General features: G+C 64.7%; 15 protein-coding genes, 2 tRNA genes and 1 pseudogene. 1 reads left to right on the forward strand and 17 read right to left on the reverse strand.

Annotation, left to right across the window (positions count from 1 at the left end; all coding sequences use genetic code 11):
• The first annotated feature begins 77 nt into the window (after positions 1 to 77).
• On the forward strand, positions 78 to 1565 hold the full coding sequence (locus tag BM345_RS28870) for a tyrosine-type recombinase/integrase (RefSeq protein WP_368086511.1): 1488 nt from the start codon (positions 78 to 80) through the stop codon (positions 1563 to 1565).
• A gap of 16 nt (positions 1566 to 1581) precedes the next feature.
• Here BM345_RS28870 and BM345_RS28875 read toward each other — a convergent pair whose 3' ends face one another.
• The 17 genes and pseudogenes from BM345_RS28875 to BM345_RS28955 all read right to left on the reverse strand — a co-directional run.
• A complete protein-coding gene (locus tag BM345_RS28875) occupies positions 1582 to 2967 on the reverse strand; it encodes a tyrosine-type recombinase/integrase (protein ID WP_093387129.1) in 1386 nt (461 codons plus the stop codon).
• Between the two features lie 219 nt (positions 2968 to 3186).
• Positions 3187 to 3262: transfer RNA gene (locus BM345_RS28880), tRNA-Phe, on the reverse strand.
• Positions 3263 to 3305: 43 nt separating this feature from the next.
• A complete protein-coding gene (locus tag BM345_RS28885; RefSeq protein ID WP_093387132.1) occupies positions 3306 to 4001 on the reverse strand; it encodes a response regulator in 696 nt (231 codons plus the stop codon).
• 20 nt (positions 4002 to 4021) lie between these two features.
• Positions 4022 to 6367 (reverse strand): sensor histidine kinase, encoded by a 2346-nt coding sequence (locus tag BM345_RS28890; RefSeq protein WP_254790049.1) that lies wholly within the window; start codon positions 6365 to 6367, stop codon positions 4022 to 4024.
• A complete protein-coding gene (locus BM345_RS28895; RefSeq protein WP_093387134.1) occupies positions 6364 to 7002 on the reverse strand; it encodes a DUF4390 domain-containing protein in 639 nt (212 codons plus the stop codon). The genes BM345_RS28890 and BM345_RS28895 overlap by 4 nt, the downstream gene beginning before the upstream one ends.
• On the reverse strand, positions 6983 to 8362 hold the full coding sequence (gene rsmB, locus BM345_RS28900; protein WP_254790050.1) for a 16S rRNA (cytosine(967)-C(5))-methyltransferase RsmB: 1380 nt from the start codon (positions 8360 to 8362) through the stop codon (positions 6983 to 6985). The genes BM345_RS28895 and rsmB overlap by 20 nt, the downstream gene beginning before the upstream one ends.
• Before the next feature lie 53 nt (positions 8363 to 8415).
• On the reverse strand, positions 8416 to 9015 hold the full coding sequence (locus BM345_RS28905; RefSeq protein WP_093387139.1) for a LemA family protein: 600 nt from the start codon (positions 9013 to 9015) through the stop codon (positions 8416 to 8418).
• Between the two features lie 120 nt (positions 9016 to 9135).
• The gene (rpoC, locus tag BM345_RS28910; RefSeq protein ID WP_093387142.1) at positions 9136 to 13407 is read right to left on the reverse strand and encodes a DNA-directed RNA polymerase subunit beta'; all 4272 of its coding nucleotides are present in this window, start codon (positions 13405 to 13407) and stop codon (positions 9136 to 9138) included.
• 18 nt (positions 13408 to 13425) lie between these two features.
• Positions 13426 to 17550 (reverse strand): DNA-directed RNA polymerase subunit beta, encoded by a 4125-nt coding sequence (rpoB, locus tag BM345_RS28915; protein ID WP_093387144.1) that lies wholly within the window; start codon positions 17548 to 17550, stop codon positions 13426 to 13428.
• Positions 17551 to 17833: 283 nt separating this feature from the next.
• Positions 17834 to 18208, reverse strand: a complete 375-nt coding sequence (rplL, locus tag BM345_RS28920) for a 50S ribosomal protein L7/L12 (protein ID WP_093387147.1) — start codon at positions 18206 to 18208, stop codon at positions 17834 to 17836.
• 43 nt (positions 18209 to 18251) lie between these two features.
• Positions 18252 to 18788, reverse strand: coding sequence for a 50S ribosomal protein L10 (rplJ, locus tag BM345_RS28925; RefSeq protein ID WP_093387149.1), 537 nt, complete (start codon positions 18786 to 18788; stop codon positions 18252 to 18254).
• Positions 18789 to 19041: 253 nt separating this feature from the next.
• On the reverse strand, positions 19042 to 19740 hold the full coding sequence (gene rplA / locus BM345_RS28930; RefSeq protein WP_093387151.1) for a 50S ribosomal protein L1: 699 nt from the start codon (positions 19738 to 19740) through the stop codon (positions 19042 to 19044).
• The gene (rplK, locus tag BM345_RS28935; protein WP_056584627.1) at positions 19740 to 20171 is read right to left on the reverse strand and encodes a 50S ribosomal protein L11; all 432 of its coding nucleotides are present in this window, start codon (positions 20169 to 20171) and stop codon (positions 19740 to 19742) included. The genes rplA and rplK overlap by 1 nt, the downstream gene beginning before the upstream one ends.
• 144 nt (positions 20172 to 20315) lie before the next feature.
• The gene (nusG, locus tag BM345_RS28940) at positions 20316 to 20897 is read right to left on the reverse strand and encodes a transcription termination/antitermination protein NusG (RefSeq protein WP_093387153.1); all 582 of its coding nucleotides are present in this window, start codon (positions 20895 to 20897) and stop codon (positions 20316 to 20318) included.
• A 3-nt stretch (positions 20898 to 20900) separates the two neighbouring features.
• Entirely contained in the window at positions 20901 to 21284 is a 384-nt protein-coding gene (secE, locus tag BM345_RS28945) for a preprotein translocase subunit SecE (protein WP_093387156.1), read from the reverse strand.
• A gap of 108 nt (positions 21285 to 21392) precedes the next feature.
• Positions 21393 to 21468 (reverse strand) — tRNA-Trp (locus BM345_RS28950).
• 15 nt (positions 21469 to 21483) lie between these two features.
• A pseudogene (locus tag BM345_RS28955) lies at positions 21484 to 21636 on the reverse strand (elongation factor Tu); the annotation flags it as partial.

Raw genomic sequence — 21636 nt, forward strand, 5'->3', positions numbered from 1 at the left:
CAAGAACTTATCCACACCGTGAGCCACCAGGCTCGCAAAGAGGGTGGGTCAATATTGGATGGAAATGCCGGGTCAGGATTGCATGGAACTCAACAGGCAAGGGCCTCTACTTGTCGCCCTTCGTCAAGGGAAGATCGCACGGCTGGCGCTTCGACTACACGTTTGAAGCAACGCGCAAAACACTGAGCCTCGGGACCTATCCGTCCATCGGGCTACAAGCCGCGCGCGAAATCGCGACATCGTTTCGCGAGATGGTCGCCCGCGGGATCAATCCAAGTGCTTTCCGTCAGGCCGCCGAGCAACAGGCGAAGCACCGGGCCGCCTTGAAGAAGCGGGAGCGTCAAGGTGGGGAGATCATCATCCCCGGATCGTTCAAGGATGTCGCGCTGCAATGGCACGCCTACTGGAAGGATTGTTGGGCGCACGACTACGCATCGGCGACGCTCCAGCGCTTGAAAAGGCACGTCTTTCCATACTTGGGGTCTGCCACGCTCGAGGACATCAAGACCCAGGATGTCCGCAGGGTTCTCGGCCGGATGGAAGATGCTGGGATCCTGGACTCCGCGCACCGGGTGCTAGCAATTTGCCAGGCCGTTTTCACGCACGCCGCAAGCATTGGCGTGAGCGACAAGAATCTCAATCCGGCGGAACCGATTCGACTCAAGCCCGCTCGATCCAAGCGCTTTGCTGCCGTCACGGACGGCGCGAAACTTGCTCCGGTGCTGCTTGCGATGGACCAATACCAAGGCTCGGCTGTCGCCAAAGCCGCGCTCCAACTCTTGCCGCTGCTCACCGTGCGCCCAGGCAACTTGCGCAATGCAAGATGGAGTGAATTCGACTTGCAGGCCGGATGGTGGCGGATTCCTGCCTCGCGAATGAAGGGCGATCAGAAGCACAAGGAGAGTCGCCGCGACCACTGGGTCCCACTGCCTGCGCAAGCAGTACAGGTTTTGCAGGCCCTTCGCCCGATGACCGGAAATGGAGAGTTCGTCTTTCCCAATCAGCGCTCGTCTGCACACCCGATGTCCGAGAACACCATCAACTCGGCCCTAAGGACGCTTGGGTTCTCGAGTGATGTTGTGACAGGTCACGGCTTCCGCACGACAGGTCGGACCATCTTGGACGAAGTGTTCAACATCGACACGAACCTGCTGGAAGTGCAACTCGCGCACAAAGTGCCCGGTCCGTTGGCCGACATCTACGCTCGGGTCGAGTACAAGGAATTCCGGTTCTTCGTCATGCAGATGTGGGCGGACTATCTTGATGCCCTGCGCGAGAGCCCTCGCACTGCGGAAGCGTTCGTGGCCGCGCGCCGGGCAACGTTTGGTCCTCGGCGCCTTGTGATCGATACATGGAGAGGCCAGAGCGGATCAGCCGCAACCTTTGCTGTGGCGCAGCCTCTTTTTCGCATCAACTTAAGCAACGCCACCAGTGCTGGCTGGGGAATGCCCAATGTCCATGCAAACAATCGGGTGCCGAAGCTTCCCACGACACCGGGATCGTTCGCCCACAACTCCGGACAGAAGCAGGGCTTCTTCGCTCCATTGCCAGCGCCGATGCAATAGCCTCTGACTAGGCAACTCACGTCGGCTGTACGGGCGCCCCCCCAAGGGGCGCGCCCCACGATTGGGCCGAATGCAGTCCTTCGCAGTCGTCGAGTCTGATACGACGATGACCGTACGAAACCCGGTGATGTGCGACAAAAGCGGCTGCCTTTCCCTCGCGCAGGGCGTCCAAGTAATCGGCCCACATCTGCATGGCCGCGCTCCTAAACTCCCTATAGTCTGACCGGTTATAGACATCCGCAAGCGGGCCGGGCACCGTGTGTGCCAACTGAACCTCCAAGACCATGGGATCCACATGCAGCACTTCGTCCATGATGGTTCTGGCGGTCGCGCGGAAACCATGCGCGGTCACCGTCTCGCTCGGATAGCCCAAAGTTCTGAACGCCATGTTCAGCGTGTTCTCCGACATGGCTCTTTCGCCGGCTCGCTCGCTCGGGAAGACGAATTTCTTCTGCCCTGTCTGGGCTCGGAGCTCTTGAAGGATGTGACGGGCCTGGACTGGCAAGGGGACCCAATGAGCCGCTCCGTTGAGCTTGCGCTGCCGCGAGCCCTTCATTCGCAGAGCGGGGATCCTCCACCAGCCGGCCTCCAGGTCGAACTCCTCCCACGTGGCGAAGCGCAGTTCCCCAGGCCGAACAGTCATCAGTGGGAGCAGTTTCAGGGCAGCCCGAACGACCGGCGTGCCCTTGTAGCCATCGATCGCCCGCAACAACGGTGCCAACTCGGTGGGTGCCGTCACGGCCGCATAGCGCTTCGAGACTATGGGTTTGAGCGCTCGTTTGAGCCCCTCAGCAGGATTGCTCCGAGCCAAGCCTTCGGCAATCGCGAATGCAAAGATCGAGTGGCAGTTCTCCAGCGCCCTGTGGGTTGTTTCCCGCACGCCCCTGGCCTCTATGCGCCGAAGGACCGTCAGCATGGCTGGCGCAACGATCTGCCCGATGGGCTCGGCCCCCATGGCCGGGAAAAGATCTCGCTCCAAGCGCTGGAGAACCCGCTTCGCATGCCCCGGCGACCAATCCTCTTCACGCGTGCGATGCCACCGCAGCGCCACGTCTTGGAACGAGCCGGAGACAGGCTCACCAGCGGCCACGCGCCGACGATCCTCGCTCGCCTGTACCTCGGCAACCCTTGCCTTCTTGCGAAGGTCGCTCGGATCGACACCGCTGGCCACCATCGCGCGGTACTTCACGGCTTCCTCGCGTGCAGCTCTCAGGCTCACAGCCGGGTAGGTCCCAAGGCTCAATGTATTGCGCCGCCCAGCGAAGCTGTAGTCCAAACGCCACCCATGGGCACCTCCCTTAAAAAACGGCAGGAGGTACAGGCCCTCGCCGTCGCTGACTCTCTTGTGGCCGGGTTTCAGCGCCCGGATCGTTCGGTCTCCACCAATCAGATTCTTAGCCATTCTTCGTCACTTCCAACATGCCATGTCGCCCTCTCGCGAGGACGGAAAGCAGGAACTCCTCGGCGGATCCGGCGCGCGCTGGCCGGTTACTGCAGGAGTTACTGCACCGATGCTTGGAAGTGGCTGGACTTCGTTGGACGAATCCGGACAATGAAAAAGCCCAAGAGCGTTGATTCTCTTGGGCTTTTGGACGTCCCTGGACAAACCTGGAACTGAATGTGGTGGCCTGGGGCGGAATCGAACCACCGACACGCGGATTTTCAATCCGCTGCTCTACCAACTGAGCTACCGGGCCTTTTTTGAGGCACCAACCTGCGCGAACCGGTTGGAGCCCACGATTATACAGCGCTTCTGCGCCCCCTCGAAAGATCCACCCCCAACTGCTTCAACTTTCTGTACAGGTGGGTGCGCTCCAGGCCAGTCTTCTCGGCCACGCGGGTCATGGAGCCGTTCTCCATGGCCAGGTGAAACTCGAAGTAGGCCTTTTCGAAGCCGTCGCGCGCGTCCCGCAACGGGCGGTCCAGGTCGAAGCTCTGCGTGGACTGCGGGCCCGGGTCGGCCATGGGCGACAGCGAGGGCGCGGGCACCAGGGCGCTTTCGCCCGTGGTGGTGACCACAGGCGAGTAAGTGCTGGTGGCCGGCACCACGGCCGCGGCGGCACGGCGCGCGCTCTCGCGGGCCAGGCCCTGCTCCACCGCCTTCAAGAGCTTCTGCATGGTGATCGGCTTCTCGAGAAAGGCGAAGGCACCGATGCGGGTGGCGTCCACCGCGGTGTCGATGGTGGCGTGCCCGCTCATCATGATGACCGGCATGGTCAGCAGGTTGGCGGTGGACCATTCCTTGAGCAGCGTGACGCCGTCGGTGTCGGGCATCCAGATGTCGAGCAGCACCAGGTCGGGCCGCGCACGCTGGCGCGCCGCCCTTGCCTCGGCGGCGTTTTCTGCCAGTTCGACGTTGTGGCCTTCGTCATTGAGGATTTCGAAGAGCAGGTCGCGAATGCCCAGCTCGTCGTCGACCACGAGTATGTTTGCCATGAATGCTTATTGGTGCGCGCTCAGGCGACAGTATTTTCTTCGGAAGGCGGGTTGGGGGCGGCAGGCCGTTCTGCCGCCAGCGCGAATGATAACGACACTTGGGCCCCTACCACAGCCCCGTCCTGTATGCGATTGGAAAGTTCGATCCGGGCCCCGTGTTCGTCAGCTATTTTCTTTACAACCGCCAGGCCCAGGCCGGTGCCCTTGGCCTTGGTGGTGACGTAGGGCTCGAAGGCGCGCTTAAGGATGTTCTCGGCAAAGCCGCCGCCGCTGTCCTGCACGGTGAGCCGGGCCCGCTCCCCGGACTCGGAGATGCGGGTGCGCACCAGCACCGGACCGCGCTCCAGCTCGGGGTGGGCGGCGGCCGCGGCCTCGGTGGCGTCCTGGGCGTTCTGCAACAGGTTGTGAATCACCTGCCGCAATTGCTGCGCGTCGCCGCGGATGAACGGGCCGCGCAGGTCGAGTTCGACCGCCACCTTGACCACGTGGCCGGCCTCGCTGTCGTAGAGATGCAGCACGTCGTTGACCAGGGCGTTGAGGTCCAAGGCCTTGAGATCGGCCGAGGGCAGCCGGGCATAGTCACGGAATTCGTTGACCAGGCGCTTCATGGAATCGACCTGGTCGACAATGGTCTTGACCGACTTGGCCAGCAGCGCCTGCTCGCCCGAGGCCAGCTTGCCCGCGAGCTTGTGCTCCAGCCGCTCGGCCGAGAGCTGGATCGGGGTCAGTGGGTTCTTGATCTCGTGCGCCAGCCGGCGGGCCACCTCGCCCCAGGCCTGCGCGCGCTGGGCCGAGACGATCTCGGAGATGTCGTCGAATACCAGCAGGCGCGTCTGCTCCGGCAGTTCCGCGCCGCGGGCCACGATGTTGATGGTGTCCTCGAACGCGCCGCCGGCGCCACCAGGGTGCACTTCGAAGGCATGCTGCCAGTGGTCCAGGCCATGCTGTGCCCGCTCCATCTCGAAGTCCTCGAACTGCTGGTGCACGGCCTGGCCGAAGCTTTCCAGGCCAGGCACGTCGGCCAGCTTCTGGCCCTCGTACGCGGCCAGCGGCGCGCGCAGCACGCGCGTGGCGCCGGGGTTGGTCGACAGCACGACGCCGGCCGGGCTCAGGACGATCACGCCCGAGGTCAGGTTGTCCAGGATTGTCTGCAGGTTGGCCCGCGCGGCGTCGAGCTCGCCCACGGTCTTCTCGACCGCGCCGCGGGCATCGGCCAACTGCTGGGTCATCATGGCGAAGGAGCGGGTGAGCCCGCCCAGTTCATCCTTGCCGGGCAGCACGGCCGTGGGCCGCAGGTCGCCCGCCGCCACTTGGCGCACGCCGTCGGCCAGCACCAGCAGCGGGCGGGCCAGTTGGTTGCCGAACAGCACCGCGAGCAGCACCGCGCCGAACACCGCCAGGAAGAGGCTCAGCGTCAGCGTGCCGATGTACATGCGCAGCAGGCCTTCGCGGGCCAGGGCCCGCTCCTGGTATTCGCGGTTGGCTTCCTGCACCGCCAGCGCATTGGCCACCACGGCCGGCGGCAAGGGCACCGTCACCTGCAGATAGCGCGCCTCGGCGCCCAGGTCGAAACCTGGCCGGCGCACCAGGGCCAGCGCGCGGACGGTCGCGGCCGGCGGGCCGGTGCCGGCCTGCGTGGCCTCGTTTTCGTCCAGTCCTTCGATGTGGGCGACGGCACGGTCGGTGCGCGCCTGGCGCATCTGCTGGGTCGTGGGCCGCGTGGGACTGAGTTCGTATCGGGCGGTGCCGGTGCCGGCAATCTGCTGGCCGTTGCCGCTCCACAGCACCACTTCGCTGGCGCCCATCTGCTCTCGCACGCGTTCCAGCGCCAGGCCGGCAGTGGCGTCGGGCACGTTTTCCAGCTGGGCACTGCTGGTCTTGGCCTTGTTGGACACGTCCTGCGCGAGCGCGTCGAGGGTGGCCCGGCCGAGGTTCAGGCCGGCGTCGAGGGCGCCCTCTACCTTCACGTCGAACCAGCTCTCGATGGAGCGCGAGACGAACTGGTAGGACACCACGTAGATCAGTACCCCGGGCACCAGGCCCACGAGCGCGAAGATGGCGGCCAGCTTGATGAGCAGCCGGCTGCCGAACCTGCCGCGCCGCAGGCGCTGGATGAGCCGGAAGGCCACCCAGCCCAGCACCAGCATCAGCAGGACGGCCACGACCACGTTGATGCCGAAGAGGCGCGCGTAGTTGCGCTCGTACAGGGCGCGGTTGTTGGTGGCCTGGGCGAGAAGGAACATCAGCACCAGGCCGATGGCGGTCACCAGGGCGGCGCCAACCCCGACGGCCCAGCGCATGGCCTTGGCGCGGCGTGCGGCCGGCGTCGCCGGCGCGCGAGCGCGCCCGCGCGGCTGTTCAGTCACCTGATTTTCTCCAGTGGAAGCTTCACGCTGCGTTCCGCCGCGATGTTCCAGTCGGACTGTCCGACAACACCGATCTGGAAGGGGCGGGGCAACTGAGTAGTATCCAACCGGAATCTAAACACCACTGATTGCACGGGATCGTCGCCGATCTCCGCGACATCACCCAGGCGCAAACGGCCGACGCGCTTGACGGCCTCCAGCGCGTCCTCGAGCGAGTCGAAGTTCTGCACCACCGAGGCGCCAAAGCCGGCATTGGTGATGGGCACCGGCGACACATTCAGCCGCCAGCGCCGGGTCAGCGGCTGGTAGGCCAGGCGCATGTGGCGCGCCGCCTGGGCGACCTTGGTGTCCATCCAGTACCAGCGCTCGCGGTAGATCTCGGCCTCGGCCACGAAATAGAGGGCGATGCCCTTGTCGAGCACGTCCTCGACCAGCGGCGGCAGGGCGAACTGCACCTGGGCCGTGAGGTAGACGCCGTCATCACCGCGCTCCAGCTTGAGTTGCGTGACTTCGGTGTTGGGGGTGTTGGCATGGGCGCCGCGGGGCAGCCACGAGAAGAGACAGGCCAGCAGGACCAGCGTGAGCGCCCGGATCGCCCAGGCCGGGCGATGGGGCTCAGCCGGATTGCTTTTCAAGCAGGGCGTAGAAGAAACCGTCGTGCGCACCTAAGGGATTGTCCGGGAGCGAACGTGCATTCCGCCCGCTTTGCGGCTGCAAATGACCCGGGGAAGGCAGCAATCGGGCATCGGTGTTGTGTGCAAGAAACGCATCAATCTGGTGCGCCCCCTCGGCCAGGAAGACCGAGCAGGTGCAATAGAGGAGCCGGCCGCCTGGCTTGACCAGCGGCCACAGGGCGGCCAGCAGGCTGGCCTGCTGCATCGCCAGCTGCTCGATGTCGCTTTCGCGGCGCAGCCAGCGCACGTCGGGATGGCGGCGCACGATGCCCGAAGCGGTGCACGGCGCGTCGAGCAGGATGGCGTCGTAGGGTTGCCGGTCCCACCATTGCTCAGGCCGGGCGGCGTCGGCCACCATCACTTGGGCCGTCAGGTTCAGGCGGGCCAGCGTCTCGTCGATCCGCTTGCTGCGCTGGGCGTCGATCTCCAGGGCCGTGACCTCGGCCGGGCGGCTGCCGAGGTGCTCCAGCAGGTGCGCGGTCTTGCCGCCAGGGGCGGCGCAGGCGTCCAGCACCCGCAGGGGGCGGCCCTCGGCCGCGGTGGCAAGGCCGTCCAGCAGCAGGGGCGCCGCCAGTTGGGCGGCGGCGTCCTGCACGGAGAAATCGCCCGCGTCGAAGCCGGGCAGCTGGCGCACGGGGCGGGCCTGCTCCAGCTCGGCGCCCACGGTGCCGACGGCATGCGCGGTCAGTCCGGCGACCTGCAGCGCGTGCAAGTACTCACCCACGCCGAGCCTGAGCTGGTTCACGCGCAGGGTCATGGGGGCGTGGGCGTTGTCGGCCTCCAGCACCTTCTGCCAGGCACGGGGGTGGTCGTGCTTGAGGCGCTCGATCCACCAGCGCGGATGGTTCCACTGGGCCACCGGCTCGCGCTCGGTGGCGGCCACGAGTTGGTCGCGCTCGCGCAGGAAGCGGCGCAGGCAGGCGTTGATGAAGCTGGCCTGCGCGCGCGTGTTGCTGTCGCGCTTGGCTGCTTCCACCGCCTGGTCGACCAGCGTGAAGGCTTCGTAGGGCGAGTGTTCGGGTTGCCAGGCCAGGGCCAGCGCACTGCACAGCAGCGCGTCGGCCGCGGGCGGCGGGGTGCGGCGGGCCAGCTGGCGGCGCAGGGCTTCGGCCCGGCCGAGCCAGCGCAGCACCTGGAAGCCCAGGGCCATCACACCCGGGCGCAGGGCCGGGTCGACTGCGTCGAAGGCGACCGCGCCAGAAGTGCCGGCGCGCACAGCCGCCAGCACGGTGGCGCACTGCTGCAGTTGCCGCCACAGCGGCGGTTGCTCATGCGGCACCTGCTCGGCGGACGGGGAAGATGGAGATGAAGAAGAAGCCAAGTTGAGGCGATGATGGTAAATGCCGGCGCCTCGAAGGGCGGCCGGCGGGAAATTCAGGCGAGCGTTGCAGCCCGACGCAAGCGGAATGCCCACGCCACGACCAGCGCCGGGAATTGGCCAATGGCGCGGTTGTAGGCCATCACCGCCTGGTTGAACTGGCCGCGGGCGATCTCCGCCGCGGCGGAAGGCTCGGGCCACGCGAATGGAGAGACCTGCGGCGTGTCGGGCAGATCGCCCGGCAGCGACGCCGGCATCGACAGCGTGCCTTCGGTATCGAAGCGCAACACCTCGCCAGGATACATGCGCTCCCAGGCATTCAGCATGACATGCAGCGCCGTGCCCAGCGAGCCCATGCGCGTGGGCTCCAGCGGGCGCAGCCGCGTCACGGCCAGCATGGCCGACATCTGCGCCACCGCCGAGAGCAGCGAGCTCTCGTTCCTCGCGTCGCCCTGGGTCGAGCCGCCGAGCACGAGCGAGCGCGTGCTGCGCGACTGCACGTAGTCGAGCTGCTTGACGAGCGTGGCGTCGAGCGCGGCGTAGGCGATGAGTGCGGTCGAGCGCAGGCGCACCAGCCGGTTGTGTGCGCCGACGAACCAGAACAGCAGCAGTGCGCCAACGACCCACCAGATGACGGATTGGGGAATGGAATTCATGTGTGCACGCCTTGCGCACGAGGCGCAGCGGCACCTTCAAAGAAAAAGCGCCCCCCGGCCGTGTTCGGCAGGGGGGCGCTCAGGCCGGTCATGACCGCTACCTTGAAGGGCGAAACGCCCTTACTCGGTTGCCGCGCCTTCGCCGGCGTCGACGGTGCTCGCGGTCGTGGTCGCAGCCTCGGCCACCGGCTCTTCGCTGGCGGACGACGCGGACTGCAGGGCATCCAGCTCGGCCGCTTCGGCGTCGGCGATGGCGCGGCGCTCGGCCTCGTCCATCTGGTCCTTCGCCTTGCGGGCCTGGTGGTAGGCCATGCCGGTGCCTGCGGGGATCAGGCGGCCGACGATGACGTTTTCCTTCAGGCCACGCAGCTCGTCACGCTTGCCCATGATGGCCGCCTCGGTCAGCACGCGGGTCGTTTCCTGGAAGGAGGCGGCCGAGATGAACGAGTCGGTCGACAGCGAGGCCTTGGTGATGCCCAGCAGCAGGTTGGTGTAGGTCGCAGGGATCTTGCCATCGGCGCGCAGGGCGTCGTTGGTGTTGAGCATCTCCGAACGCTCGACCTGCTCGCCCATGATGTAGTTCGAGTCGCCGGTGCTCTCGACCACGACGCGGCGCAGCATCTGGCGAACGATCACCTCGATGTGCTTGTCGTTGATCTTCACACCTTGCAACCGGTACACGTCCTGGACTTCGTCGACGATGTAGCGGGCCAGCTCTTCCGAGCCCAGCAGGCGCAGGATGTCCTGCGGGTCGGCCGGGCCGTCCACCACGGTCTCGCCCTTGTTCACCACCTGGCCTTCGTGCACCAGGATGTTCTTCTCCTTGGGCACGAGGTCTTCGTAGACGCCGCCTTCCGGATCGGTGATCTGCAGGCGGATCTTGCCCTTGGTCTCCTTGCCGAAGGAAATGGTGCCGGTCATCTCGGCCAGCAGGCCCTTGTCCTTGGGCGAGCGGGCTTCGAAGAGCTCGGCCACACGCGGCAGACCGCCGGTGATGTCTCGCGTCTTCTGGCCTTCGACCGGGATGCGGGCCAGCACTTCGCCAGGGCCCACTTCCTGGCCGTCACGCACCTGGATCAGGGCACCGATCGGGAAGCCGATGGTCACCGAGTGGTCGGTGCCGGGGATCTTCACCTCGTGGCCCGAGGCGTCGATCAGCTTCACTTGCGGACGCACCACCTTGGCGGCACCGCGTCGCTTCGGGTCGATCACGACCAGGGTCGACAGGCCGGTGACATCGTCCACCTGCTTGGCAACCGTGAGGCCTTCCTCGACGTTCTCGAACAGCGTCTTGCCGGCGAACTCGGTGATGATGGGTCGGGTCAGCGGATCCCAGGTCGCCAGGATGGTGCCGGCCTTGACCTGCTGGTCGGCCTTGGCCGTCAGCGTGGCGCCGTAAGGCACCTTGTGGCGCTCGCGCTCGCGGCCGTGCTCGTCATGAATGACGATCTCGCCCGAACGTGCAATCACCACCAGCTCGCCCTTGGAGTTGGTCACGTAGCGCATCGTGGCGTTGAAGCCGATCACGCCGTTGCTCTTGGCTTCCACGCTGGAGGCGATGGCAGCGCGCGAAGCGGCACCACCGATGTGGAAGGTCCGCATGGTCAGCTGCGTGCCGGGCTCGCCGATCGACTGGGCGGCGATCACACCGACGGCTTCGCCGATGTTGATCAGGCCGCCGCGGCCGAGGTCGCGGCCATAGCACTTGGCGCAAATGCCGAAGCGCGTCTCGCAGGTCAGCGCGGTGCGCACGCGGACTTCGTCGACGCCCTGGGCTTCCAGTTCCTCGATGTTGTCCTCGTCGAACATCTCGCCGGCCTGCAGCAGCACGGCGCGGTTCTCGGGGTGCAGCACGTCGTCGGCCGCGGTACGGCCGAGGATACGGTCGCGCAGCGACTCGATCACTTCACCGCCTTCGACGATGGCGCGCATCAGGTAGCCGCCGTGCGTGCCGCAGTCCTGCTCGGTCACGACCAGGTCTTGCGTCACGTCGACCAGACGACGGGTCAGGTAACCCGAGTTCGCCGTCTTCAGCGCCGTGTCGGCCAGACCCTTACGGGCACCGTGGGTGGAGATGAAGTACTCCAGCACGTTCAGGCCTTCGCGGAAGTTCGCGGTAATCGGCGTCTCGATGATCGAGCCGTCAGGCTTGGCCATCAGGCCCCGCATGCCGGCCACCTGGCGGATCTGCGCGGCGGAACCGCGGGCGCCCGAGTCGGCCATCATGTAGATGGAGTTGAAGGACTCCTGATCCACTTCCTTGCCGTGGCGATCGATCACCTTCTGCTTGGACAGCTTGGCCATCATCACCTTGGACACGGCGTCACCCGCCTTGCCCCAGATGTCCACGACCTTGTTGTAGCGCTCGCCAGCCGTCACCAGGCCGGAGACGTACTGCTGCTCGATCTCCTTCACTTCCTTGGAAGCGGAGTCAATGATGTCGTGCTTCTCCGACGGCACCAGCATGTCGTCGATGGCGATCGAGATGCCGGCCTTGGTGGCCAGGCGGAAGCCGTTCTGCAGCAGCTTGTCGGCGAAGACCACGGTCTCCTTCAGGCCGCACTTGCGGAACGAGACGTTGATGAGCTTGGAGATCTCCTTCTTCTTCAGCGCCTTGTTGATGTTCGCGAAGGGCAGGCCCTTGGGCAGGATTTCCGACAGAAGGGCACGGCCCACGGTGGTGTCCACGAGCGAGGTCGAGGGCGTGAAGTCGCCCGTTTCCTTGTTCTTGGTCCACTCGGTGATCCGCACGGCCACCTTGGAGGTCAGCTCGACCTCGTTGGCGTCCAGGGCGCGCTGCACTTCGCCGATGTCCGAGAACATCAGGCCTTCACCCTTGCCGTTGATGCGGTCGCGGGTGGTGTAGTACAGGCCCAGCACCACGTCCTGCGAAGGAACGATGGAGGGTTCGCCCGAAGCCGGGAACAGCACGTTGTTGGAGGCCAGCATCAGCGTGCGGGCTTCCATCTGTGCTTCCACCGACAGCGGCACGTGGACGGCCATCTGGTCGCCGTCGAAGTCGGCGTTGAATGCCGCGCAGACCAGCGGGTGCAGCTGGATGGCCTTGCCTTCGATCAGGATCGGCTCGAAGGCCTGGATGCCCAGGCGGTGCAGCGTCGGAGCACGGTTCAGCATGACCGGGTGCTCCTTGATGACCTCTTCCAGGATGTCCCAGACCACCGGCGTGCCCGATTCGACTTCCTTCTTGGCAGCCTTGATCGTCGTCGCGATGCCCATGGCTTCGAGGCGCGAGAAGATGAAGGGCTTGAACAGCTCGAGCGCCATCAGCTTGGGCAGGCCGCACTGGTGCAGCTTGAGCGTCGGGCCCACCACGATGACCGAACGGCCCGAGTAGTCGACGCGCTTGCCCAGCAGGTTCTGGCGGAAGCGGCCGCTCTTGCCCTTGATCATGTCGGCCAGCGACTTCAGGGCGCGCTTGTTCGCGCCCGTCATGGCCTTGCCACGGCGGCCGTTGTCCAGCAGCGAGTCCACCGCTTCTTGCAGCATCCGCTTCTCGTTGCGCGCGATGATTTCCGGAGCCTTGAGCTCCAGCAGGCGGCGCAGACGCGAGTTGCGGTTGATGACGCGGCGATACAGGTCGTTCAGGTCGGAGGTCGCGAAGCGGCCGCCGTCCAGCGGCACCAGCGGACGCAGGTCCGGGGGCAGCACGGGCAGCACGTCCAGCACCATCCAGTTGGGCTTCATGCCCGACTTGCGGAAGGCTTCCAGCACCTTCAGGCGCTTGGAGTTCTTCTTGACCTTGACTTCGGAGCCGGTCAGGTCGCCGCGCAGGCGTTCGATCTCGGTGTCGAGCTCGATGCCTTCCAGCAGGTCCTTGATGCCTTCGGCGCCCATCTTGGCGATGAACTCATCGCCGTATTCCTTGCGCTTGGCGTCGTAGTCGTCCTCGGACATGATGCTGAACTTCTTCAGCGGGGTCATGCCGGGGTCGGTGACCACGTAGGCTTCGAAATACAGCACGCGTTCGATGTCGCGCAGCGTCATGTCGAGCACCAGGCCCAGGCGCGACGGCAGCGACTTCAGGAACCAGATGTGCGCGCAGGGAGCGGCCAGGTCGATGTGACCCATGCGCTCGCGGCGAACCTTGGTCTGCGTGACTTCAACGCCGCACTTCTCGCAGATCACACCGCGGTGCTTCAGGCGCTTGTACTTGCCGCACAGGCACTCGTAGTCCTTGATGGGGCCGAAGATCTTGGCGCAGAACAGGCCGTCGCGTTCGGGCTTGAACGTGCGGTAGTTGATCGTCTCGGGCTTCTTCACCTCGCCGAACGACCACGAACGGATCTTCTCCGGCGAGGCCATGCCGATCTTGATGGCATCGAAATGCTCATCGGGCGTGAATTGCTTGAACAGGTCGAGTAGTGACTTCATAGAACCTATCCCCTTGAATTAAGAACGTTCCAGTTCGATGTCCAGGCCCAGGGAACGGATTTCCTTGACCAGCACATTGAACGATTCCGGCATGCCGGCCTCGATGGCGTGTTCGCCCTTGACGATGGACTCGTACACCTTGGTACGGCCCTGCACGTCGTCGGACTTCACGGTGAGCATTTCCTGCAGCACGTAGGAAGCGCCGTAGGCTTCCAGCGCCCACACTTCCATTTCGCCGAAGCGCTGGCCGCCGAACTGCGCCTTGCCGCCCAGCGGCTGCTGGGTGACCAGCGAGTACGGGCCGGTCGAGCGGGCGTGCATCTTGTCGTCCACCAGGTGGTGCAGCTTCAGGAAGTGCATGTAGCCGACGGTGACGGGGCGCTCGAACTGCTCGCCGGTGCGACCGTCGAACAGGTAGGCCTGGGTACGCGTGTCGGTCAGGCCCTTGAGCTTGGCGATGTCGTCCGGGAAGGCCAGCTTCAGCATGGCGCGGATCTCGTCTTCGGAGGCACCGTCGAACACCGGGGTCGCGAAGGGCACGCCGGTGGACAGGTTCTGCGCCATCTCGACGATTTCGCCGTCGCTGAACTTCGACAGGTCTTCCTTGCGGCCGGTGCTGTTGTAGAACTCCTCGAAGAACTTGCGCAGCTCGGCGGCCTTGGCCTCCTGCTGCAGCATATCGCCGATGCGCTGGCCGATGCCCTTGCCGGCCCAGCCCAGGTGCACTTCCAGGACCTGGCCCACGTTCATCCGCGAAGGCACGCCCAGCGGGTTCAGGCAGATGTCGCACGGCGTGCCGTCGGCCATGTGGGGCATGTCCTCGACCGGAACGATCTTGGACACGACACCCTTGTTGCCGTGGCGGCCGGCCATCTTGTCGCCCGGTTGCAGGCGGCGCTTGACGGCCAGGTACACCTTGACCATCTTGAGCACGCCCGCGGGCAGCTCGTCGCCCTGCGTGAGCTTCTTGCGCTTTTCTTCGAACGCGAGGTCGAAGCTGTGGCGGGTCTGCTCCAGCGAGTTCTTGATGGACTCCAGCTGCGAAGCCACTTCGTCTTCCGCCGGGCGGATGTCGAACCAGTGGAACTTCTCGATGGACGACAGGTAGGCCTTGTCCAGCTTGCTGCCCTTGGCCAGCTTGTTGGGGCCGCCGTTGGCGACCTTGCCGTTGAGCAGCTTCTCGATACGGTCGAAGGCGTCGGCCTCGACGATGCGCAGCTGGTCGTTCAGGTCCAGGCGGAAGCGCTTGAGCTCATCGTCGATGATCTGCTGGGCGCGCTTGTCGCGCTGGATGCCTTCGCGGGTGAACACCTGCACGTCGATCACGGTGCCTTGCGAGCCCTGGTCGACACGCAGCGAGGTGTCCTTCACGTCCGAAGCCTTCTCGCCGAAGATGGCGCGCAGCAGCTTCTCTTCCGGCGTCAGCGTGGTCTCGCCCTTGGGCGTGACCTTGCCCACCAGCGTGTCGCCGGGCATGACTTCGGCACCCACGTAGATGATGCCGGACTCGTCCAGGCGGTTGAGCTGCTGCTCGGCCAGGTTGGGGATGTCGCGGGTGATTTCTTCCGCGCCCAGCTTGGTGTCACGGGCCATCACCACCAGTTCCTCGATGTGGATCGAGGTGTAGCGGTCGTCGGCCACCACGCGTTCGGAGATCAGGATCGAGTCTTCGAAGTTGTAGCCGTTCCAGGGCATGAAGCCGATGAGCATGTTCTGGCCCAGGGCGAGCTCGCCCAGGTCGGTCGATGCACCGTCGGCCACCACGTCGCCCTTGGCGATCTTGTCGCCGCGCTTGACGATGGGGCGCTGGTGGATGTTGGTGTTCTGGTTCGAACGCTGATACTTGATCAGGTTGTAGATGTCCACGCCCACCTCGCCGGCTTGCGCCTCGGCGTCGTTCACGCGCACCACGATGCGGGTGGCATCGACATAGTCGACCACGCCGCCGCGGGTGGCGGTAACGACGGTGCCCGAGTCCACGGCCGAGACGCGCTCGATGCCGGTGCCCACGAAGGGCTTCTCGGGACGCAGCACGGGCACGGCCTGGCGCTGCATGTTGGCGCCCATCAGCGCGCGGTTCGCGTCGTCGTGCTCCAGGAAGGGCACGAGCGAGGCAGCCACCGACACGATCTGCGCGGGCGACACGTCCATGTACTGGATGCGCTCTGCACCCACCAGGATCGATTCGCCCTTCTCACGCGCCGACACCAGGTCGCCGGTCAGGCGGCCGTCCTTGTCCAGGGCCGCGTTGGCCTGGGCGATGACGTACTTGCCTTCCTCGATGGCCGACAGGTAGTCGATGTCCATCGTGACCTTGCTGTCGACCACGCGGCGGTACGGCGTCTCGATGAAGCCGTATTCGTTCAGGCGGGCGTACAGGGCCAGCGAGTTGATCAGGCCGATGTTCGGGCCTTCAGGCGTTTCGATCGGGCACACGCGGCCGTAGTGCGTGACGTGCACGTCGCGCACTTCGAAGCCGGCGCGTTCGCGGGTCAGACCGCCCGGGCCCAGGGCCGAGACGCGACGCTTGTGCGTGATCTCGGACAGGGGGTTGGTCTGGTCCATGAACTGCGACAGCTGCGAGGCGCCGAAGAACTCCTTCAGCGCGGCCGAGATCGGCTTGCTGTTGATCAGGTCGTGCGGCATGAGCGGCTCTTGCTCGGCCTGGCCCAGACGTTCCTTCACGGCCTTCTCGATGCGAGCCAGACCGGTGCGGTACTGGTTCTCGGCCAGTTCGCCCACGCAACGCACGCGGCGGTTGCCCAGGTGGTCGATGTCGTCCACTTCGCCACGGCCGTTGCGCAGGTCCACCAGGATCTTGACCACGGCGAGGATGTCCTCGTTGGTCAGGACCATGGGGCCGTTGGCTTCGTCGCGGCCGACCTTGGCGTTGAACTTCATGCGGCCCACGCGCGACAGGTCGTAGGTGTCCGGGTTGTAGAACAGGCGCTGGAACAGGGCCTGCACCGCGTCTTCCGTCGGCGGCTCGCCGGGGCGCATCATGCGGTAGATGGCAACGCGGGCGGCGAACTCGTCCACCGTCTCGTCGATGCGCAGCGTCTGGCTGATGTAGGCGCCCTGGTCCAACTCATTCGTGTAGATGCACTGGATGTCGTGCACGCCGGCGGCGCGCAGCTTCTTGAGCAGCGTCTCGGTCAGCTCGTCGTTGGCCTTGGCCAGGATCTCGCCCGAATCGGGGTCGACGATGTTGCGGGCCAGAACGCGGCCCACCAGGAAGTCTTCCGGCACGCTGATGTGCGTGGTGCCCGTCTGCTCCAGCTCGCGGGTGTGGCGGGCGGTGACGCGCTTGTCCTTCGCAACCACGACCTTGCCTTCCTTGTCGGTGATGTCGAAGCGTGCGACTTCACCGCGCAGGCGCTCGGAGACCAGCTCCAGCTGCGCGCCGCTGTCCATCAGGCGGAAGTTGTCGTTGACGAAGAAGTTCGCCAGGATCGATTCCGGGTTCAGGCCGATGGCCTTGAGCAGGATCGTGACCGGCATCTTGCGGCGGCGGTCGACGCGGAAGTACAGCATGTCCTTCGGGTCGAACTCGAAGTCCAGCCACGAGCCGCGGTAGGGAATCACGCGGGCCGAGAACAGCAGCTTGCCCGAGCTGTGGGTCTTGCCCTTGTCGTGTTCGAAGAACACGCCAGGCGAACGGTGCAGCTGCGACACGATGACGCGCTCGGTACCGTTGATGATGAAGGAACCCTTCTCGGTCATGAGCGGCACTTCGCCCATGTAGACCTCTTGTTCCTTCACTTCCTTGACCACCTTGGACTGCGAAGTCGAGGACTCGCGGTCATAGATGATCAGCTGCACCTTGGCACGCACGGCCGAGGCGAAGGTCAGGCCACGGGTCTGGCACTCGCGCACATCGAACGCCGGCTTGGCCAGGTTGTACTCGAGGAACTTCATCTCCACGAAACCGTTGTGCGAGACGATCGGGAAGGCGGCGTCGAACGCGGCCTGCAGGCCTTCGACGGTGCGCTTTTTCGGGGGAATTCCGGCTTGCAGGAACGCGGTGTACGCGTCCTTCTGCATTTGCAGCAGGTAGGGGATTTCGACAACACTGTCGCGGCTGCCGAAACTTTTTCGGATGCGCTTGCGTTCGGTGTAACTGTACGTGGTCGTTTGGGCCATGCGAGCTCCGGGCTTGAGATCTAGCGCGACTTGTCATCAGCGCTTTCGCGCTGCTCCTTGGCGGCTGGCCACTACCAGCCGATGGCGGACGGTGACGCATTGCACGTCACCCGAACCAAGGGGTCTTCTGCAGTCGGGATCAGAAGACACTCAAAAACCGTCTCGGTCGGCCTTTGCCCCTGTTGGGAAAAGGCTGCACCCGAGCCGGTTTTTGGGTGCGCTCTGAAAGCAGCAAAGGCTGGAGGGCCTTTTCGGCACCTCCAGCCCTGGCTCAGGCCCTGAATTACTTCAGTTCGACCTTGGCGCCGGCATCTTCCAGCTTCTTCTTGGCAGCTTCAGCGTCAGCCTTGGACAGGCCTTCCTTGACGGCCTTGGGAGCGGCTTCCACCAGGTCCTTGGCTTCCTTCAGGCCCAGGCCCGTGATTTCACGGACGGCCTTGATGGCGCCGACCTTGTTCGCGCCAGCTTCCATCAGCATGACGTTGAATTCGGTCTTCTCTTCCACCACGGCGGCGGCGGCGCCACCACCAGCGGCCGGAGCCGACATGGCTGCGGCGCTCACGCCGAACTTCTCTTCAATGGCCTTGACCAGGTCATTGAGTTCCAGGACCGTCATGCTGTCCAGCGCGGTCAGAAATGCGTCTTTATCGAATGCCATTTTGGATTCCTAACAATTGGGATGAAATTTCTAAACTCAAGCCTCAAGCGGCCTGGGCTTCTTCGGCCGCCGGTGCGGCCTCTTGTGCTTCGCCGCCACCGCGCTTTTCCGCCAGTGCCGCGAGAACGCGGGCCGTGCGGGAAATGGGGGACTGCATCAAGCCCAGCAACTGAGCCAGCAGCACTTCCTTGGAGGGAATGCTGGCCAGCTGCTTCACGCCTTCGACGTCCAGGGCCTTGCCACCGAATGCGCCACCGCGAATGACCAACTTGTCGTTGGTCTTAGCGAAGTCAGCCACCACTTTCGCGGCAGCCACGGCGTCTTCGGAGAAGCCATAGATCAACGGGCCGGTCATCTGGTCGCCGACGACTTCGAATCCGCTACCAGCCACGGCACGGCGGGCCAGGGTGTTCTTCAGAACACTCAGGCTCACGCCTTGCGCGCGGGCTTGGTTGCGCAGACGGGTCATGTCAGCCACCGTGATGCCACGGTATTCCGCCATCACGAGCGTTTGAGCTTTTGCGGCGAGGCTGGTCACTTCGGAAATGACCGCTTCTTTCTCACTGCGATTCAGACTCAAGGTCTACTCCTTTGATTGCACCCTTCGGCCGGAGCCTGGGGATGCGCTTCTATGCAGCGACCAACTGTTCGAAATCCAAATAAAAGAACTTCTGGCAGTGGGCGCCATCTGCGCTGGCCATCGGGTGACGATTAAGTGCGCTCCCCCAGGGGATGCCGCACGCCAGCGGTCTTGGATGGCCCGTCGCGCGTAGCTTGCCGCGACGACCCACCACATCACCGCCCCTTTTCAGGTGCGGTGCATTTCTTGCAAATCAGGCCTGTGCGATCGACTGGGTGTCGACGCGAACGCCAACGCCCATGGTCGAGGACACAGCGACCTTGCGCAGATAGATACCCTTGCTCGTGGCCGGCTTGGCCTTGACCAGGGCGTCGATCAGCGCAGCCAGGTTGCCCTGCAGCTTGTCGTTCTCGAACGAGCGACGGCCGATGGTGCCGTGGATGATGCCGGCCTTGTCGACACGGAACTGCACCTGGCCCGCCTTGGCGTTCTTCACCGCGGTGGCCACGTCGGGCGTCACGGTGCCGACCTTGGGGTTGGGCATCAGGCCGCGCGGGCCCAGGATCTGACCCAGCGTACCGACGACGCGCATGGCGTCGGGGGCAGCGATCACGATGTCGAAGGGCATGTCGCCCGCCTTGACCATGGCAGCCAGGTCGTCCATGCCGACGATGTCGGCGCCGGCGGCCTTGGCTTCTTCAGCCTTGGCGCCTTGGGCGAACACGGCCACGCGCTTGGTCTTGCCGGTGCCGTTGGGCAGCACGACGGCGCCACGCACGACCTGGTCCGACTTCTTGGCGTCGATGCCCAACTGCACGGCCACGTCGATCGATTCGTCGAACTTGGCGGTGGCGGCTTCCTTGACGATGCCCAGGGCTTCAGCCAGTGCGTACAGCTTGGTGCTGTCGACCTTGCCGACCTGCGCCTTTTGCTTCTTGGTGATCTTGGCCATTACACGCCCTCCACATTCACGCCCATCGAACGGGCAGAGCCGGCGATGGTGCGAACCGCGGCGTCCAGGTCGGCAGCCGTCAGGTCCTTCATCTTGGCCTTGGCGATCTCCTCGAGCTGGGCGCGGGTGATCTTGCCGACCTTGTCGGTGTGCGGACGGGCCGAGCCCTTGTCCAGCTTGATGGCCTTCTTGATCAGCGTGATCGCCGGGGGCGTCTTGATGATGAAGGTGAAGCTCTTGTCAGCGAACGCGGTGATGACCACCGGCAGCGGCAGACCGGGCTCGACGCCCTGGGTCTGCGCGTTGAACGCCTTGCAGAACTCCATGATGTTCAGACCGCGCTGGCCCAGGGCGGGGCCGATGGGCGGCGACGGATTGGCCTTACCAGCTGGCACTTGCAGCTTGATGAAGCCGACGATTTTTTTCGCCATGCTTTACTCCTTGCGGGTGATAGCGCCGCGGCCTTCGCCACGGCTCCCCGGGGTTGGGGCTCTTGGAACTACGTTGCGCGCCGAGCCGGAATGCGCGCAACCGTGAAGGACAAGGCCAGGGCACCTGGCCTTGTTTTCTTCTGTTTAAGTCTTTTCGACCTGTGCGAACTCGAGTTCGACCGGGGTGGCGCGACCGAAGATCATCACGGACACGCGCACCTTGTTCTTCTCGTAGTTGACTTCCTCGACGGTGCCGTTGAAGTCGGTGAACGGGCCTTCCTTGACGCGCACGAATTCGCCCACGACGAACTCCACCTTGTGGCGGGGCTTTTCGGTGCCCTGCTGCATCTGGCTGACGATGTCCTCGACTTCCTTCTGCGAGATCGGGGCCGGACGGTTCTTGGCGCCGCCCACGAAACCCGTCACCTTGTTGGTGTGCTTCACCAGGTGCCAGGACTCGTCGTCCATGATCATCTCGACCAGCACGTAGCCGGGGAAGAAGCGGCGCTCGGTGGTGCGCTTCTGGCCGTTCTTGATTTCCACCACTTCTTCGGTGGGCACCAGGATGCGGCCGAACTTGTCTTGCATGCCGGCGCGGTTGATGCGCTCCAGGATGTTGCGCTCCACGGCCTTTTCCATGCCCGAGTAGGCATGCACCACGTACCAGCGCAGGTCCGGATTGGCCGGGGGCGCCAGCAGCGGGGTCGTTTCAACTGCGTCGCTCATTGATTACTTTCTCCAGCCGAGGATGAGGTCGAAGAAGACCCATTCGAGCGTCTTGTCGGTCAGCCACAGGAAGATCGACATGACGACGACGAAGGCAAACACGTATGCCGTCATCTGCATGGCTTCCTTGCGGGTGGGCCACACGACCTTCTTGACCTCGCGCCACGAATCGCGCCCGAAGGCCACCAGCTGGCGACCATGCTCGGAGGCGGCGAATGCGCCGACTGCCGCGGCCAGGCCGACGAGCAAGGCGATCCACTGCACGACCGCACCCTGGCGGGCGAGCAGATAGAACGCCACGATGGCGCCCACCGCCAGCACGACAGCCGCGGCCAGCTTGGCCTTGTCTGCAGTGGTGCTCACGGTTTCGATTTGAGAAGTGGCCATCTTGGGCTAATGTTCCTGCGGCCTGCTCGGCCTTGATTCCACGCGCCTTCTTACAGACGCCGAAGCCCGTCACGCGTGACGGGCTCGTTTTTCGGGGCCACCTTCAGGTGGCAGGGGCAGTAGGAATCGAACCTACAACCTTCGGTTTTGGAGACCGACGCTCTGCCAATTGAGCTATACCCCTACGATCCGTTTCGACTTACTCGAGGATCTTGGCAACCACGCCCGAACCCACGGTACGGCCGCCTTCGCGGATGGCGAAGCGCAGGCCTTCTTCCATGGCGATCGGGGCGATCAGCTTGACCGTGATCGACACGTTGTCGCCCGGCATGACCATTTCCTTGTCCTTGGG

This window comes from Variovorax sp. OV329 (assembly GCF_900114785.1).
Classification (GTDB): domain Bacteria; phylum Pseudomonadota; class Gammaproteobacteria; order Burkholderiales; family Burkholderiaceae_C; genus Variovorax.

Coding starts and splice junctions, on each gene's coding strand:
- BM345_RS28875 (WP_093387129.1), bottom strand. CDS start 2,967: ATGGCTAAGAATCTGATTGGTGGAGACCGAACGATCCGGGCGCTGAAA.
- BM345_RS28885 (WP_093387132.1), bottom strand. CDS start 4,001: ATGGCAAACATACTCGTGGTCGACGACGAGCTGGGCATTCGCGACCTG.
- BM345_RS28905 (WP_093387139.1), bottom strand. CDS start 9,015: ATGAATTCCATTCCCCAATCCGTCATCTGGTGGGTCGTTGGCGCACTG.
- rpoC (WP_093387142.1), bottom strand. CDS start 13,407: ATGAAGTCACTACTCGACCTGTTCAAGCAATTCACGCCCGATGAGCAT.
- rpoB (WP_093387144.1), bottom strand. CDS start 17,550: ATGGCCCAAACGACCACGTACAGTTACACCGAACGCAAGCGCATCCGA.
- rplL (WP_093387147.1), bottom strand. CDS start 18,208: ATGGCATTCGATAAAGACGCATTTCTGACCGCGCTGGACAGCATGACG.
- rplA (WP_093387151.1), bottom strand. CDS start 19,740: ATGGCCAAGATCACCAAGAAGCAAAAGGCGCAGGTCGGCAAGGTCGAC.
- rplK (WP_056584627.1), bottom strand. CDS start 20,171: ATGGCGAAAAAAATCGTCGGCTTCATCAAGCTGCAAGTGCCAGCTGGT.
- nusG (WP_093387153.1), bottom strand. CDS start 20,897: ATGAGCGACGCAGTTGAAACGACCCCGCTGCTGGCGCCCCCGGCCAAT.
- secE (WP_093387156.1), bottom strand. CDS start 21,284: ATGGCCACTTCTCAAATCGAAACCGTGAGCACCACTGCAGACAAGGCC.